This window comes from Streptomyces clavifer (assembly GCF_036345975.1).
GTDB lineage: Bacteria > Actinomycetota > Actinomycetes > Streptomycetales > Streptomycetaceae > Streptomyces > Streptomyces clavifer.
In genome coordinates this window covers 7,008,487-7,024,282 of sequence record NZ_CP107793.1, presented here as the reverse complement: position 1 = coordinate 7,024,282, position 15,796 = coordinate 7,008,487, and the positions used below count along the sequence as shown (strand labels likewise).

The window sequence follows — 15,796 nt, the reverse complement described above, 5'->3', positions numbered from 1 at the left end:
GGAGGGAGGGTGGAGAGCGCTCTCCACCAGCGTTTCCCTGATGCTATAAAGGCGCTCATGACGGATGCTCTGCGATCTGCCGGTGCCGCACCCACCCTCGAAGACGTGGCGCGGGCGGCCGGGGTCTCGCGCGCCACCGTGTCGCGCGTCATCAACGGGGTGCGCAACGTCGACCCGGCGATCCAGGAAGCTGTGCGGCAGGCGGTCTCCGTCACCGGCTACGCGGGCAACCGCGCAGCCCGCTCCCTGGTCACCAGGCGCACGGACGCCATCGTGCTCGTGGTGTCGGGCGCGGGGGTCGAGGAGGGTCCGGGGGGCGGGTCGGTCGCACAGGACGGGACGGGCTCCACCGCCACCGGCTCCTTCACCTCCCGCGTCTTCGCAGATCCGTTCTTCGGCCGGGTGGTGACCGGTGTCGTCAACCACCTCCGGCCGCAGGGCATGCATCCGGTACTGATGTTCGCGGAGACGTCGCCGGCGCGCGAGGAGGTGGTGTCCTACCTGCGGCAGGGCAGTGCCGACGGCGCCCTGATCGTGTCGACCCACGCGAAGGACCCACTGCCGGGAATGGTCACGGAGGCAGGACTGCCCGCCGTGCTCTACGCGCGCCCTGCCCGGCCGGTGCCGATCAGTTACGTCGATCTGGCCCACCGGGACGGTGCCGGACTGGCAGCCGAACACCTGCTGGCGCGTGGCTGCCGCCGGATCGCCACGATCAGCGGCCCGCTGGACGTGCCGGCGGGACAGGAGAGGCTGGAGGGGTTCCGCGACACGATGGCGCGGCGCGGGCACCCGTACGTCCCGACGGTCGAGGGACAGTTCACCCAGGAGAGCGGCGAAACCGCGATGGAGCGGCTGCTGGTCGAACATCCCGGTCTGGACGGGGTGTTCGCGGCGAACGATCTGATGGCGGTGGGCGCCTGCCACGTCCTGCGGGAGCACGGCAGACGGGTACCGGAGGACGTGGCCGTGATCGGCTTCGACGACAGCAGCGCCGCCTCCACGTGCCGTCCGCCGCTGACGACGGTGCGGCAGCCGGTGGAGGACATGGCGGCGGAGATGGCCCGGCTGCTGGTGGACCGGCTGGCCGCACCGGACCGTCCGGCAACCTCCGTGATCTTCGAACCGGTGCTGGTGGTAAGGGATTCGGCGTAGACGGGCCTTGCGCTACCGCCCTCCGCCGGTCCTGAGGGGCGAATCCTCGGAACCGGGCAGGCCGCCCCGGGAACAGCCGGGACGCCAAGCGTTGGTGTCGGTCATCAGCGGGCCCCACCGCACATGGGGCCGGGAATGCTCCCGCGTGACACCCACGGGTGGAGAGCGCGGGAACGGCGACGACTGGGCCCTTCGGCCGGCGGATGAGATGTCTCGGTGGCGCAGCCGTGCGTCGAGGTTGGCGGGTGGACCCGAACCCGGCTTCGCCTCGCTGTTCGCGTGGGAGGACCTGTTCGGTGGCTCGGTGGCGATGCGCCGGGCCTATCGCCCGATGGGCTCGGGTATCAGCTGCGCCATGACGGCCGGTGGCAGGGAGGGGTTGGCGGCAGCGGCTTCGACCACGTGGGGGTCTTCGTCGGCGAGCAGTTCGACGATGGCCTCCGGCGGCAGGGCCGGGTGCCCCGCGGCGACTCGGCGTGCCTTCGTGTCCGCCAGACAGGCGAGCAGTGCCGGCCCGGTCGCACCGGGGTGCCGGGCGATCTCGCGCAGCGCCTTCCGCACAGGCGGTAGGTGTCTGGTCAGGTCCTCCAGCAGGGCGGGCGGGGTCTCCGGGTTGGCCGCCACCCCTGCGAGGACCCGGACGCCGTGGCGTTCGACCATGGACCGCAGCTGCGTCTCCGAGAGGCCGGGGTGACGTGCGAGGGACTTGACCACCTTCTCGTCGGGGTCATCGGCCAGCAGGTCGCGGATACCGGCCGGCAGATCGCGCCGTTCGGCCAGGAGCATGCGCACCACCGGATTCGGCGACCTGGACAGGCTCTCGATCTCGGAGGGAGAGGCGGCGGCTGTGCGCCGCGGCAGGGCCGAGCCGATCCTGGTGGTGGTGACCAGGCAGGAGAGTACGTCGAGCGGCACGCCGGGATGGTGTGCCAGTCTGCGCTGTACGTCGTGGTCGGGGTCCGCGGCCAGCACACGGATCAGCGTGTCGTCGATGGCCGGGTTCTCCGCAAGCTCCGCTCGAATGCCCGGGACGGTGTCGCCGGCGAGCCGCGCCGCAGGTTCCAGCGGCAGGTCGGGGCGGGCGGCGAGCTGCCGGCGCAGCAGCGCCGAGGGGTGGTCGGCGAACCCGAGGAGGGCCCCGACCGGTGTGGCGGGGTTCCCCAGTGCCTGCTCCGCCAGCTCGTGGAGGGTGGACTCGTGCGAGCCGGTGCACGAGGCACCCGAGCGCAGCTCGCAGTCGGGCCGCGCACAGTACGGATCGTGCGTGTAGGGGGTCTCCTCGCTGTCGCAGACCAGGCACCGCTCCACCGGTGGCAGCCCCTCGCCGGTCAGCAGCGCGGCAAGTACCTGCGGTGGCGTCGCCTCGTTGGCCGCCACCGCGCGGCGGACCTCGGCATGCGGGTGGCGCGCGAGGCGGGCCGCCAGGTCCGCTGTCGTCCACATGGCGAGTTCCGCGACAACCCGTACGTCCGGGTCGACGGCGAGCGTCTCCTTCACATCGGCCGGGAGTCCGGGGCAGGCCGCCAGCTGCGCCCGGTGACCGGCGTCGGGGTCCCGGGCGAAGAGCCGCGCCCAGTCAGGGTCGCCGGCACACTCGTCGAGCAGGGCGAGCGCGGCTCGCGGCTGTGTACGGGGGTTGATGTCGGCAGCGGTCAACCGGCCTTCGTACGCGAGTCGCACAGTGCTCTCCTCGTCCCGCGCGGCCAGGGCGACCGCCTGCTCGCGGTTGAGGTCAGCACGGCAGGCGAGGGCGTAGGCGATGTCCGCGTCCGCGACCGTGATCAGGTGCCCGACCATCTCGACGGGCAGAGCCTCGTTGGCGGCGAGGCCGCACAGTACAGGGTTCACGGGATGACATCCTGCCCTGACCGCGATCGAACGGCCGACGAATTTCGACCGCTACGGGCCGCCGCCGTCGCTCGGCGGCGAGGCCGTGCCGTTGTCCGCGCGAAGGGAGCACCGTGCCGGGCCCGGCTCTCGCCGTGACGGATGAGGGTGGCTCCGGTCGAGGTCAGGTTCCGGGATGCCTCTCATCGGCGGGCTCCGTTTCCCTGGACCGGGTGGCTGCCCAGCTGGCGAGGAGTTTGAGCCGGTCTTCGTCCGGTGTGCCCGGCTCTGCGGTGTAGATGGTCAGGGAGTGCGCTTCGTGGGGGGAGATCGGCAGGTCCAGCGGTTGGTAGGTGAGTTCCAGGGGGCCCGCGTCCGGGTGCTGGAAGCGTTTGACGCCGCCGTGGTGGACACGCACGTCGTGGGCGGCCCACAACGTACGGAACTCGGTGCTGACCGTGGACAGCTCGCCGACCAGTTCGCGCATCGCCTTGTCGTTGGGGTAACGGCCGGCTTCGGCGCGCAGCACGGCGACGGTGGTTTTGGCGGCGCTCTGCCAGTCGTCGAAGAAGTCGTGCGAGCCGCGGTCGAGGAAGTGGTACCGGGCGAAGTTGGGACGGCCGCGCTCGTCCGTGGTGAAGCTGTTGAACATGGGGGCGAACAGAGCGCGGGTGAGTGCGTTGCCGGCCACGATGTCCCGGCGGCCGTTGCTGACGAACGCCGCGGACAGGGTCATGGAGTCGAGGAGCCACTGGACGCGGGGCGGGACGTCGACAGCCTTGCGGCGGCGCCGGGACGCGGGACCGGGCTGAGCTGCCCTGGCCAGGTCGAACAGGTAGGTGCGCTCGTCCGCGCTCAGCTGCAGGGTGCGGGCCACCGCTTCCAGGACGTCCTCGGACACGCCGCTGATGTGGCCCTTCTCCAGCCGGGTGTACCACTCGGTGCTCACCCCGGCGAGGACGGCGACCTCCTCACGGCGTAGCCCGGGCACCCGGCGTCGTCCGCCGGTGGGCAGCCCGACCTGTTCGGGGGTGAGCTGGGCGCGGCGGCGCGCGAGGAAATCCCGGATCTCGGAGCGGTTGTCGGCGGGGCCGGCGGGGCGGTGGTCCATGTCCACCACGCTAGCGGCGGTTACCGGGAAAGGGAGGTTGAGCTTGTACCCCCGATAAACGCAGCCTTCCTCACCCCCTGCCGGGGCGGTTTCGTGGTGTGTGCACCTCGATCTCAAGCCGTTGCGGAGTTGAAAGTATGAGTACGCGAGGAGGGACCCTGGCCCCGTCAGTCGTGCGGGCCGAAGGCGATGCGCGTTCGCGCACCCGCCTTCCGCTCGTCGTTCACGTGCTGGCCATGGGCACGTTCCTGATGGGCACGACCGAGTTCGTGGTGGCGGGCCTGCTGCCGGAGATCGCGGGAGACCTGCAGGTCGGCGTGGCCCGCGCCGGTCTGCTGATCACGGTGTTCGCCGTCGGGATGATCGTCGGGGCCCCGCTGATGGCGATGCTCACGCTGCGGCTGCCCAGTCGGCTGACGCTGATGATCGCTCTGGGCGTTTTCGCGGCCGGGCACGTCGTCGTGGCGGTGGGCTCCAGCTTCACGCTGCTGGTGGCCGCGCGGTTCGTGACCGCGCTGGCGACCGGTGCGTTCTGGGCGGTGGCCAACGTGGTGGCCGCCCGTGCCGTCGGTCCGGCCGCGAGTTCCCGCGCGCTGGGGGTCGTGGGCGCGGGAGCGATGCTCGCCAACGTCGTCGGTGTGCCGCTGGGTGCTTTCGCCGGGCAGCTCATGGGCTGGCGCGGACCGTTCTGGGCCCTCGCGGTCCTCGGAGCGGCCGCCGTGGCGCTGATCGCACGCCACGTCCCGCACGAGGGCCGCGCGGGCAAGGCGGTGTCGATCCGCACCGAGCTGTCCGCGCTGCGCTCGGGACGCCTCTGGCTGGTGCTGGCTGCCTGCGCGACCACGACCGGCGGTGTGATGTCGGCCTACACCTACATCTCACCCCTGTTGACCGGCCGGGCCGGTCTGGCTGCCGGCCTCGTGCCGCTGGTCCTGGCCGGTTTCGGTGTCGGTGCTCTGGCTGGCTTCCTCGCGGGAGGCCGTCTGGGAGACCACCGTCCGTACATGACGACGATCGTGGCCCCCGCGGTGACCACGGTCCTGCTGCTGGCGATCTGCCTGCTGTCGGGGCGGGCCGCACCCACGATCGCGCTGGTCGTCCTGCTGGGGCTGTTCGGACTCGGCGCCAACCCGGTGCTGATCTCCCTGGGCGTCCGCTTCGCGGGCCGGGCCCCCACCCTGGGCTCGGCGCTCACCGTCTCGGCGTTCAACCTCGGCACCGCCATCGGCTCCTGGTCCGCCGGTCGCGCTCTCGTCTCCCCCCTGGGGGTCACGGGCCCGGCCGTGGTCGGTACCGCCATCGCCGCGCTGACGCTGATCCCCACGGTCGCGATCGCCCTCGTCCAACGCCGCCGCGGCGCATCGACCGTCGTCGCGGGACCCCGCGCCGCAGTCCAGGACTGAGACCCGAGACTTCCCCGCAGGCCGCTCGGCCGGCGGGGGGCCTGGCCCGGAGCGGACGCTCGGGCACACAGGTGACAAGGGCGGCGACACCCGTACGCACCACCGGCGCGCACCGGTCCGCTCCCTTCAATTGCCCCATACGAATCCGGCCGCCTCCGCGGCCGGCCCGGAAACATCAGGAGTACCCCTCATGCGCGCTGCAGTACTGCACGCTCCCGGCGACGTCCGGGTGGAAGAGATCGCCGAGCCCGCGATCACCGCCCCGACGGATGCGATCATCCGGCTGTCCGCGGCCTGCGTCTGCGGATCGGACCTGTGGCCCTACCGCGGCATCGAGCCCATCGACGCTCCGATGCCGATGGGGCACGAATATGTCGGCGTGGTGGAAGAGGTCGGCAGCGAGGTGAAGAACGTCAAGCCGGGCCAGTTCGTCGTCGGCTCGTTCGCCACCTCGGACGGCACCTGCGAGATCTGCCTCTCCGGCTACCCGTCCTCCTGCGTCCACCGCGTCTTCCAGTCCGGCACACAGGCCGAGCGGGCCCTGATCGCCAACGCCGACGGCACCCTGGTCCCCACTCCCGGGATGCCCGACGCGGACCTGATCCCCCACCTGCTCGCCGCCTCCGACGTTCTGGGCACCGGCTGGTTCGGCGCCGTCGCCGCCGAGGCGGGCCCCGGCAGGACGGTCGCGGTGGTCGGCGACGGCGCCGTCGGCCTCCTCGCCGTCCTGGCCGCCGAGCAGCTCGGCGCGGAGCGCATCATCGCGATGAGCCGTCACGCCTCCCGCCAGAAGCTCGCCCGCGAGTTCGGTGCCACCGACATCGTCACCGAGCGCGGTGACGAGGGCGTGGCGAAGATCAAGGAGCTGACCGGCGGCCTGGGCGCCCACTCCGTGGTGGAAGCGGTCGGCACCCAGGAGTCCATGAACCAGGCCATCCGCTCCGCCCGCCCTGGCGGGCACGTCGGCTTCGTGGGCGTCAACCACGACGTCACCCTCAGTGGTGAGGAACTCTTCTTCTCGCAGGTCCACCTGCACGGCGGCCCGGCACCGGTGCGCCAGTACCTGCCCCACCTGATCGACCTGATCTGGCAGCGGAAGATCAGCCCGGGCAAGGTCTTCGACCTCGCCGTCCCCCTCGACGAGGCCGCCGAGGCGTACAAGGCCATGGATGAGCGCCGCGCCATCAAGGCCATGCTCACCGTGTGACCGACCCTCCCCAGACGGCTGCCCGGCCCGCCACAGGGCCGGGCAGCCGGACTTCGCTACTTCCTGGAGCTGATCATGACCACGTACGCCCTCATCGGTGCAGGCCCCGGCCTGGGCCTGGCCGCCGCCCGCCGCTTCGGTGCCGCGGGCCACAGCGTCGCCCTCGTCTCCCGCCGCAGCGAGCACCTGGACCAGCTCTGTGCCGAACTGGACCGGGACGGCATCAGCGCACGCGGCTTCACGGCCGACGTCCTCGATGCCGCCTCCCTCGCCACGGCGCTCGACGCGGCAGCCGCCGCTTCGGGGCCGGTGGAGGTCCTGCAGTACAGCCCCGTACCGCGCGCCGACTTCATGAAGCCGGTCCTGGACACCGGCGCCCCTGATCTGGACGCCCCCCTGGCCTTCTCGGTCAAGGGTCCGATCGCCGCCGTCAACGCGGTACTGCCGGGCATGCGGGAGCTGGGCCGGGGGACCCTGCTGTTCGTCAACGGCTCCAGCGCGGTGCGCCCGAACCCAGGCGTGGCCGGTACCTCCATCGCCTTCGCCGCCGAGAGCGCCTACGCGGCGATGCTCCACGACGCGCTCGCCCCGGAGAACATCCATGCCGCCCAGCTGATCATCCCCGGCGCGATCGACCCCGCCTCCGAACACAGCAGCCCCGACGTCCTGGCCGAGCGGCTGTACGCCATGCACAGCGGGCGCGGCGGCTTCCGGCACTACGCCGAGCCTCTGCCCGCGTGAACGGGAGGAGGGCGCGCCCCGTGCCACCGGCGTGCCGCCCGGTGCTCGTCCTCCTGCCGACCGTGACGGCCGGCTCCGACCGCCCGTCGTCCGCCGCGCCACAGACGACCTCAGTCGGCCCGTCGCCTTCTGCGACGGGCCGGCCCCCCGACAGGAGCACCGACGTGGACATCCGCCTGACGATCGACGGCCATGGTGTCGACGCCACCTTGAACGACAGCGCCACCGCACGGGACTTCGCCGCCCTGCTGCCGCTCACCCTGCGGATGGCGGACTTCCACCACACCGAGCGGATCGCCGACCCGCCCCGCAGGCTGGACACCTCGGGCGCACCGGAGGCGTCGGAGCCCAAGGCCGGCGATCTGGCCTACTACGCGCCATGGGGCAACCTGGCGTTCTTCTACCGCGACGGTGAGCATTCACCGGGCCTGGTCATCCTCGGCCGGCTCGACGACATCGGTGACACCGGACGCCTCGCCTCGGCCGGCCGCGTCCGCGTCGAAAGCGTCTCCTGACCTTCCGCGTGCTGTCCGCGAGACTTTCGCCCGCACCACCCGCGTCCCCGTCACCGGCCGGGCCCCGGGGCCCGGCCGGATCCACCCCGGTCGGCGCGTTCTTCGCCGTCCTCACCCGCTGTCGCGCGCTGATCGCACCCGCTCTCCGCGGCACCCGCCGGACTTCCCGCCTCCCGCCCCGCACATACGAGACACCGGCGGCGGCGCCGGGCGTGCGCCGGAGTTCGCCGCGGGGCCTCGGGGCAGCGCGGCGCAGGCCCATCGTGCGTCAAGCGACCGGGCGCCCCTCACCCGGCCGGGGTGCGGGCAGCCGGGGCGGGTGCGCGGCCGGGGCCCGGCGTGGTGTCCGGGCGGGGGGCCGGTGCCGGCCGGGTACCGCCGCGGGCCAGGAAGTCGGAGAGGGGCAGGGTCGCCGCACCGACCGTGACCGCGTCCGGGCCCAGGTGTCCCATCGCGATCGTGGTGCGGGCGATCGCGTGCCTCAGTGCGTACTCCTGGGCGTAGCGGCGGATCTCCGGAAGCAGGTGCGGTCCGATCAGCAGACCTGCCCAGCCGCCGAGCAGGATGCGCTCGGGGAGGAAGAGGTTCACCAGATCGGCCAGGGCGGCGCCGAGGCACGCGGCGGTCTCGTCCATGATCGCCACCGCCACCGGGTCCGGCGCGGGCCCTCCCGGGCCGGGGTAGGCGGCGGCCAGGAGCGCGGCGAGGGCGGTCTCGTCGTCGGCGTCCGGGGGCAGTGGGCCGCCCGCCTCGTGCCAGCGTTCACGCATGGCCTCCGCGCCCGCGTACGCCTCCAGACAGCCGATGGAGCCGCATCGGCAGCGGCGGCCCCGCAGCTGCACCGTCGTGTGACCCCATTCCAGGGCCGCGTTGGAGAGGTCCTCGTCGAGGACGTCGCCCCTGTTGACGCTCGCGCCGACTCCGGAACCGATGAGGGCGACGGCGGCGGATGCCGCGCCCCGGCCGCCGCCGAACCACATCTCGGCCTGCCCCAGCGTCTTGGCGCCGTTGTCGATGAAGAACGGAACCTCCGGCGGCACGTCCACGGCGGCGCGCAGCATCCGCTCGAAGGGGACGGCGCTCCAGCCGATGGTCTGGCCGTGCACGACCGCGCCGGGTTCGCCGGCGGTCCCCCGGCCGTCTCTCTCGATGATTCCGGGCACCCCGATCCCGATCCCCAGCAGCCCTGCGGGGTCCGCGCCCGCGTCGCGCAGGACGTCGGAGACCCCCGTACGCACATGGCTGACGATGCGCTCGACGTCGTAGCCGTGCTGCGCGAGCAGTCGGTCGGTGCGGGCCAGCTCCGTGAGCGCGAGGTCGAACAGCTCGACGCGGACCCTGGTCTCGCCGATGTCGATGCCCACGAACAGACCGCCGCCCGGGGCGACCCGCAGCAGGGTGCGCGGGCGTCCGCCGTCGGAGTCGACGATCCCCGCCTCCTCCAGGAGACCCTCGGCGGCCAGCTCGGCGACGACGTTGCTGATGGAACCCGAACTCAGCCCCGTCGCGGGGCCGAGCTCCTGACGGCTCAGCGGGCCGTCGAAATACAACCGTTGCAATACCCTCGCCCGATTGCCCCTTCGCAGGTCACGCACGGTCCGTCTGCTGCGCTCAGCCATGTTGCTCCCTTCGTTCCGGAAACATACCCCGGCCCCAGCTCTTGACGCACACTTCCTTCACCTCTTAAATCACGTCATAAATTAAGTGAAGGAAGGCCGTTCGGACCCCGAACGCCGCCCTCCCGGAAAGGGGCCACCTTTCATGCGTCACCTCAGAGCCGCAGCAGCCGTCACCCTCGCCATAGCCGTCGCCGCCGGAGTCACCGGGTGCGGCGGCAGTACGTCGTCCTCCGGCGCCGGCAGCAACGAGTCACCGAAGACCCTGACGTACTGGGCGTCCAACCAGGGCCCGAGCATCCAGGCCGACAAGAAGATCCTCGCTCCCGAGCTGAAGAAGTTCGAGGAGGAGACCGGGATCAAGGTGAAGCTGGAGGTCGTCCCCTGGGCCGACCTGCTGAACCGGATCCTCGCCGCCACCACCTCCGGTCAGGGCCCGGACGTGCTGAACATCGGCAACACCTGGTCGGCCTCGCTGCAGGCCACCGGCGCGCTGCTCCCCTGGGACGAGAAGAACTTCGAGTCGATCGGTGGCCGTGACCGCTTCGTCGACTCGGCCGTCGCCTCGGCCGGCAAGGAGGGCGAGCCGCCCGCCGCGGTACCGCTGTACTCGCTGGCGTACGCGCTGTACTACAACAAGGCGATGTTCGCCGAGGCCGGGATCACCGAGCCGCCCGCCACATGGGACCAGCTGGTCGCCGACGGCAAGAAGCTGTCGAAGGACGGCAAGTGGGGCCTGGGCGCCGAGGGCGCGAACCTCTCGAACAACATCCACCAGGTCTTCGTCCTCGGCAAGCAGCACGCCGCCGACTTCTTCGACGAGTCCGGCAAGGCCACCTTCACCTCCGACGGTGCGGTCGCGGCCGTCAAGCAGTACGTCGACCTGATGGCCGAGGACAAGGTCATCGCACCGGGCAACGCGGAGTACGCCCAGAACCAGTCGCTCACGGACTTCGCGAAGGGCAGGACCGCGATGGTGCTGTGGCAGGCCGCCGCGTCGACCTTCGCCGCGCAGGGCATGAAGCCCGAGGACTGGGGGGTCGCCCCCGTGCCCGTGCGGTCGGGCACCCCCGGCACGGGCACGCACACCAACTCGATGGTCGCCGGAATCAACATGGCGGTGTTCAAGAACACCAAGAACATCGACGGCGCCAAGAAGTTCGTGAAGTTCATGACGAGCGACGCGGAGCAGAAGCTCCTCAACAAGACCTACGGCTCGATTCCGCCGGTCAAGGCGGCCCAGGCCGACGCCGCGTTCGCCGCACCCGACCTGAAGGTCCTGCGCGACACGCTCTCCACCAGCGCGGCCCCGCTCCCCCAGGTCCCGAACGAGTCCCAGTTCGAGACGGCTGTGGGAACGGCGGTCAAGGAGTTGTGGGCCGAGGCTGCCGCGGGGAAGCCGATCACCACCGAGACCGTCAAGGCGCGCCTGGACAAGGCCCAGCAGACGATGCAGCAGTGAGGCACTCTTCATGACCGCCGTGACCACCGATCCCCGGGCCGCCGAGTCGGACAGGGAGAGGAGCACGGGCACCGGGGGTGCGCGCAGGAGACTGCCGCGCATCCCCGACCGGATCCGCCGCGGCGGACTGCCCTATCTCCTGCTGCTCCCCGCCGTACTGCTCGAACTCCTGATCCACCTCATCCCGATGATCATCGGGATCGTGATGAGCTTCCGTCAGCTCACGCAGTTCTACATCAACAACTGGGGCGGGGCGCCCTGGACCGGCCTCGACAACTACAGCATCGCCGTCGACTTCAACGCCCCGATCGGCGAGGCGCTGCTCCACTCGTTCCTCGTCACCTGTGTCTTCACCTTCTTCGCCGTCGGCCTGTCCTGGCTGTTCGGCGTCGCCGCGGCGATCATGCTGCAGGAGAACTTCCGCGGCCGGGGCTTCCTGCGGGCGGTCTTCCTCGTCCCGTACGCCCTGCCGGTCTACGCGGCGGTCATCACCTGGGCCTTCATGTTCCAGCGGGACAACGGGCTGGTGAACCACGTCCTCCATGACCAGCTCGGGCTGACCGACCAGCCGTCGTTCTGGCTGATCGGCGACAACAGCATCTACGCCCTGATCATCGTGTCGGTCTGGAAGGGCTGGCCGTTCGCCTTCCTCATGCTGATGGCCGCGCTGCAGAACATCCCGCGCGAGCTGTACGAGGCCGCCTCCATCGACGGCGCCGGTATCTGGCAGCAGATCCGCAGGATCACGCTGCCCTCACTCCGGCCCGTCAACCAGGTCCTGGTGCTCGTCCTGTTCCTCTGGACGTTCAACGACTTCAACACGCCGTACGTGCTGTTCGGCAAGTCGGCTCCGGAGAACGCCGACCTGATCTCGATCCACATCTACCAGTCGTCGTTCGTCACCTGGAACTTCGGCAGCGGCTCCGCGATGTCCGTCCTGCTGCTCCTCTTCCTGCTCGTCGTGACGGCCGTCTACCTGTTCCTCACCTCACGCGGAAGGAGGGGCGCCGATGCCTAGCCCCGCCCGGTCCCCCATGGCCGCGCCGCAGTCCTTCCTCTGGACCCGCCGCGTCGTCCTGACCCTGCTCGCCGGCTTCGTCCTGCTGCCCGTGTACGTCATGATCAGCAGTTCGCTGAAGCCGCTCCAGGACGTGTCGGGGAAGTTCCAGTGGGTCCCGACCAGGCTGACCGTCCAGCCGTACTTCGACATCTGGGAGACCGTCCCGCTCGCCGAGTACTTCGTGAACTCGCTGATCGTGGCGGGTTCCGCGACGGTCCTCTCGGTGGTCATCGCGGTGTTCTCGGCCTATGCCGTGAGCCGCTACAGCTTCCGCGGCAAGCGGGTCTTCACCGTCACGGTGCTCTCCACACAGATGTTCCCGGGGATCCTCTTCCTGCTCCCGCTGTTCCTGATCTTCGTCAACATCGGCAACAGCACCGGCCTCGCCCTGTACGGCTCGCGCGGCGGGCTCATCCTCACGTACCTGACGTTCTCCCTCCCCTTCTCCATCTGGATGCTGATCGGCTACTTCGACTCCATCCCGAAGGACCTGGACGAGGCCGCCATGGTGGACGGCTGCGGCCCGATCAGGGCCCTGTTCCGGGTCGTCGTGCCGGCCGCGGTCCCGGGGATCGTCGCCGTGTCCGTGTACGCGTTCATGACGGCCTGGGGCGAGGTGCTCTTCGCCTCCGTGATGACCAACGACGCCACCCGCACCCTGGCCGTGGGGCTCCAGGGATACGCCACCCAGAACGACGTGTACTGGAACCAGGTCATGGCCGCCTCGCTCGTCGTCAGTGTGCCCGTCGTCGCGGGATTCCTCCTCCTGCAGCGCTACCTGGTCGCCGGGCTCACCGCGGGGGCCGTCAAGTGACCGACAAGGAAAGGCAGTCAGTGAACGACCTCAACTCCCTCCCGGCCGATTTCACCTGGGGGGTCGCCACGGCGGCGTACCAGATCGAGGGAGCCGTGACCGAGGACGGCCGCTCCCCCTCGATCTGGGACACGTTCTCGCACACCCCCGGCACCGTGGACAACGGCGACACCGGCGACGTGGCCTGCGACCACTACCACCGGGTCCCCGAGGACATCGGCCTGATCGGGCAACTGGGCGCGGACGCCTACCGCTTCTCGGTCGCCTGGCCGCGGATCGTGCCGGGCGGCGACGGCCCCGTGAACAAGGCGGGCCTCGACTTCTACGACCGGCTCGTGGACGGCCTCCTGGACGCCGGGATCACCCCGTTCGCGACGCTCTACCACTGGGACCTGCCGCAGGCGCTCCAGGACCGCGGCGGCTGGACCGTGCGGGAGACCGCCGAGCACTTCGCGGCGTACGCCTCCGTCGTCGTCGAGCGTCTCGGCGACCGGGTGAAGGACTGGGCCACCCTCAACGAGCCGCTCTGCTCCGCGTGGATCGGCCACCTGGAAGGGAGGATGGCACCGGGTCTGACGGACCTCACGGCCGCCGTCCGTGCCTCGTACCACCTCCACCTCGGCCACGGTCTGGCGGTGCGGGCCATCCGGGCCCAGTCCCCGGACGCCCGTGTCGGCATCGTCAACAACCTCAGCCCGATCGAGCCGGCGAGCGCCAGCGACGCCGACCGCGCGGCCGCGGTCCGTGCCGACGGACATGTCAACCGCTGGTGGCTGGACCCGATCCACGGCCGCGGGTACCCGCAGGACATGGTCGACCTGTACGGGGTCGAACTGCCCGTACGAAATGGCGACATGGAGGCCATCGCGGCTCCGCTCGACTGGCTCGGGCTGAACTACTACTTCCGGCAGGTCGTCACCGCGGACCCGCACGGACCCGTCCCGCACGCCAAGCAGGTGTACCTGCCCGGCGTCCGGCGCACCCACATGGACTGGGAGGTCCACTCGGACGGCATGGAGCAACTGCTGCTGCGCCTCACGGAGGAGTACGGCGCCCGGCGGATCTACGTCACCGAGAACGGCTCCGCCTACCAGGACGTCGTCCGGGACGACGGTTCGGTGCACGACCCGGAGCGCACGCGGTACCTGGAGGAGCACCTGGCCGCCTGTGCCCGCGCGGTCCGCGGGGGCGCGCCGCTGGCGGGCTACTTCGCCTGGTCGCTGCTGGACAACTTCGAGTGGGCGTACGGCTACGACAAGCGCTTCGGCCTGGTGCACGTCGACTACGCAACCCAGCGCCGGACCATCAAGAGCAGCGGCCGGCGCTACGCGGAACTGATCCGTGAGACCTCGGGCGGCAGGCCCCGCAAGGCGGCCTGAGCCCCTCCCCCGGGCGACGGCCCGAACCCCCGGCGCGGCATCCCCACATGCCGGCGTCCGGGGGCGCCTGCCGTCGCACGTCCCCTCCGCATTGATCAGGAGGGGAGGGCCCCGGCACATATGCTCACCGTATGGAGCAGAGCGAAGTCCTCAAGCGAGTGATCGGCATCCTCACGGAGGCGAGCGAGATGCAGCGCCAGGCCGTGGAGGACGACGGGGGCGCCGCGGAGGCGGACGGCAGCATCGTGACGAGTCTGCTCAATGAAACGATGCCCCACATCGCCATTCCCGGTGACGCGACCGTCGAGGAGATGGCCGCGCTCGTGGGCCGGGAGGTCGGCGGCGCCGTCGAACAACTGGTCGGTGCGTTCACCCTGGCCTTCATCGCACTCGCGCAGATCCACGACTCCGGGCAGCAGGACGTGACCTCCTCCGACGTGCTCCAGGACCTGGCGCTGCGCGCCGAGGAGCTGAGCGCCGACGACGACGGCCCCGAAGACTCGCTCTAGGGTCGGTGCGCAACGGGGCGCACGAGCCCGGTCCACATCGCACGGGGCCCCCGGCGGCCGTGGGCCGCGCGGGCGGTGTGGAGCGCTCACCCGGCCCCGCGTGGTCGCGCGCCCGACGGGCACGAGCGGCGCGACGGCGTTGCGACCGAGGTGGACGGGCGGCGCGCCGGTGTCGCGGACACGCGTGTCCCCGTGGCAGTCCGGCGTGGGACGTCCCGCGGATCGCACCGGCGTCCTTGCGGCCGCTGTCCGGATGGACGAGGGCCCTGCCCCTGTCCGGATGGACGGGTCCCTGCCGGAACGACGGGGCCGCGCCGGCCATCGGTTGACAGGCGGCTGCCCGGTGGGAAGGTGGAGGAGGTGCCGCTGCCCGTTACGGGCCCCGGTGGACGCCGGCGCGGCCGGTCGATGCGGGAACTCCGGCAGCGGCGGCGGCTGCCGGACCGACGCGGCCCCGGGCGGATCCCCTCGGGGACCGTGACCGACTCGAAGGAGGGTCCACCATGACGGGCGAGCCCATCTGCGGCCACCTCGACCAGGTGCGGAGCGTCACCCCGGACAGTGCGGACTCCTGCCCGGAATGCGTCGCACGGGGAGACACCTGGGTACATCTGCGGCAATGCCAGACCTGCGGACACATCGGCTGCTGCGACTCCTCCCTGAACCAGCACGCGACCGCTCACCACACCTCGACCGGCCACCCGCTCATCCGCTCCTACGAGCCGGGTGAGACGTGGTGGTGGTGCTTCGAGGACAAGGTCTCCTTCGAGATCGAGGGGACGCAGCCCGCCCGGAATCCCTGAATGTGACGGCGTGGCCCTCGCTGAGCGGGAGCGCCGCTCAGCCGTCGCTCACACGTGCGGTGCGGCACTGCGCCGTGCGGTGCGGTGCGGTGCAACAGGCGAAGTGGAGCCGGTATGCCCCGTCCCTGCGGAGTGCCCGGGCAGGAGAGCGACTACACGACGAGAGGGTCCGCGGCGGACCATGGTTTCCCTGG

The 15,796-nt window shown here is 71.2% G+C and carries 14 protein-coding genes; 11 read left to right on the top strand and 3 right to left on the bottom strand.

What is annotated here, in order from left to right:
* The first annotated feature begins 57 nt into the window (after nucleotides 1-57).
* Nucleotides 58-1,155 carry a LacI family DNA-binding transcriptional regulator gene (locus OG927_RS30420; RefSeq protein ID WP_124280357.1) on the top strand — a complete coding sequence of 366 codons (1,098 nt, stop codon included), beginning with the start codon at nucleotides 58-60 and terminating at the stop codon, nucleotides 1,153-1,155.
* Nucleotides 1,156-1,476: 321 nt separating this feature from the next.
* Here the strand turns inward: OG927_RS30420 and OG927_RS30415 are convergent, their stop codons facing one another.
* Entirely contained in the window at nucleotides 1,477-3,003 is a 1,527-nt protein-coding gene (locus OG927_RS30415) for a hypothetical protein (RefSeq protein ID WP_330321128.1), read from the bottom strand.
* Nucleotides 3,004-3,166: 163 nt separating this feature from the next.
* Complete coding sequence (locus OG927_RS30410) at nucleotides 3,167-4,093, bottom strand: helix-turn-helix domain-containing protein (RefSeq protein ID WP_056800595.1); 927 nt, start codon at nucleotides 4,091-4,093, stop codon at nucleotides 3,167-3,169.
* A gap of 137 nt (nucleotides 4,094-4,230) precedes the next feature.
* On the opposite strand from OG927_RS30410, the gene OG927_RS30405 reads away from it, so the two are divergent.
* From OG927_RS30405 to OG927_RS30390, 4 genes are all read left to right on the top strand, one after another.
* Nucleotides 4,231-5,496, top strand: coding sequence for an MFS transporter (locus OG927_RS30405; protein ID WP_056800155.1), 1,266 nt, complete (start codon nucleotides 4,231-4,233; stop codon nucleotides 5,494-5,496).
* A gap of 190 nt (nucleotides 5,497-5,686) precedes the next feature.
* Complete coding sequence (locus OG927_RS30400; protein ID WP_056800158.1) at nucleotides 5,687-6,703, top strand: zinc-dependent alcohol dehydrogenase family protein; 1,017 nt, start codon at nucleotides 5,687-5,689, stop codon at nucleotides 6,701-6,703.
* Between the two features lie 75 nt (nucleotides 6,704-6,778).
* Nucleotides 6,779-7,444 (top strand): SDR family NAD(P)-dependent oxidoreductase, encoded by a 666-nt coding sequence (locus tag OG927_RS30395; RefSeq protein ID WP_124280361.1) that lies wholly within the window; start codon nucleotides 6,779-6,781, stop codon nucleotides 7,442-7,444.
* Between the two features lie 164 nt (nucleotides 7,445-7,608).
* Nucleotides 7,609-7,959, top strand: a complete 351-nt coding sequence (locus OG927_RS30390; RefSeq protein ID WP_319103947.1) for a cyclophilin-like fold protein — start codon at nucleotides 7,609-7,611, stop codon at nucleotides 7,957-7,959.
* A 287-nt stretch (nucleotides 7,960-8,246) separates the two neighbouring features.
* Here OG927_RS30390 and OG927_RS30385 read toward each other — a convergent pair whose 3' ends face one another.
* On the bottom strand, nucleotides 8,247-9,578 hold the full coding sequence (locus OG927_RS30385) for an ROK family transcriptional regulator (RefSeq protein ID WP_199862786.1): 1,332 nt from the start codon (nucleotides 9,576-9,578) through the stop codon (nucleotides 8,247-8,249).
* Between the two features lie 142 nt (nucleotides 9,579-9,720).
* Between OG927_RS30385 and OG927_RS30380 the strand changes: the two genes are divergently transcribed.
* From OG927_RS30380 to OG927_RS30355, 6 genes are all read left to right on the top strand, one after another.
* Nucleotides 9,721-11,037, top strand: a complete 1,317-nt coding sequence (locus OG927_RS30380; RefSeq protein WP_330321127.1) for an ABC transporter substrate-binding protein — start codon at nucleotides 9,721-9,723, stop codon at nucleotides 11,035-11,037.
* A gap of 10 nt (nucleotides 11,038-11,047) precedes the next feature.
* Complete coding sequence (locus OG927_RS30375) at nucleotides 11,048-12,055, top strand: carbohydrate ABC transporter permease (RefSeq protein WP_056800169.1); 1,008 nt, start codon at nucleotides 11,048-11,050, stop codon at nucleotides 12,053-12,055.
* On the top strand, nucleotides 12,048-12,911 hold the full coding sequence (locus OG927_RS30370; protein WP_079099429.1) for a carbohydrate ABC transporter permease: 864 nt from the start codon (nucleotides 12,048-12,050) through the stop codon (nucleotides 12,909-12,911). The genes OG927_RS30375 and OG927_RS30370 overlap by 8 nt, the downstream gene beginning before the upstream one ends.
* Nucleotides 12,912-12,931: 20 nt before the next feature.
* Nucleotides 12,932-14,290, top strand: a complete 1,359-nt coding sequence (locus OG927_RS30365; protein WP_330321126.1) for a GH1 family beta-glucosidase — start codon at nucleotides 12,932-12,934, stop codon at nucleotides 14,288-14,290.
* Nucleotides 14,291-14,421: 131 nt separating this feature from the next.
* Complete coding sequence (locus OG927_RS30360; protein ID WP_056800178.1) at nucleotides 14,422-14,799, top strand: hypothetical protein; 378 nt, start codon at nucleotides 14,422-14,424, stop codon at nucleotides 14,797-14,799.
* Between the two features lie 503 nt (nucleotides 14,800-15,302).
* Entirely contained in the window at nucleotides 15,303-15,602 is a 300-nt protein-coding gene (locus OG927_RS30355) for a UBP-type zinc finger domain-containing protein (protein ID WP_056800182.1), read from the top strand.
* Nucleotides 15,603-15,796: the final 194 nt, after the last annotated feature.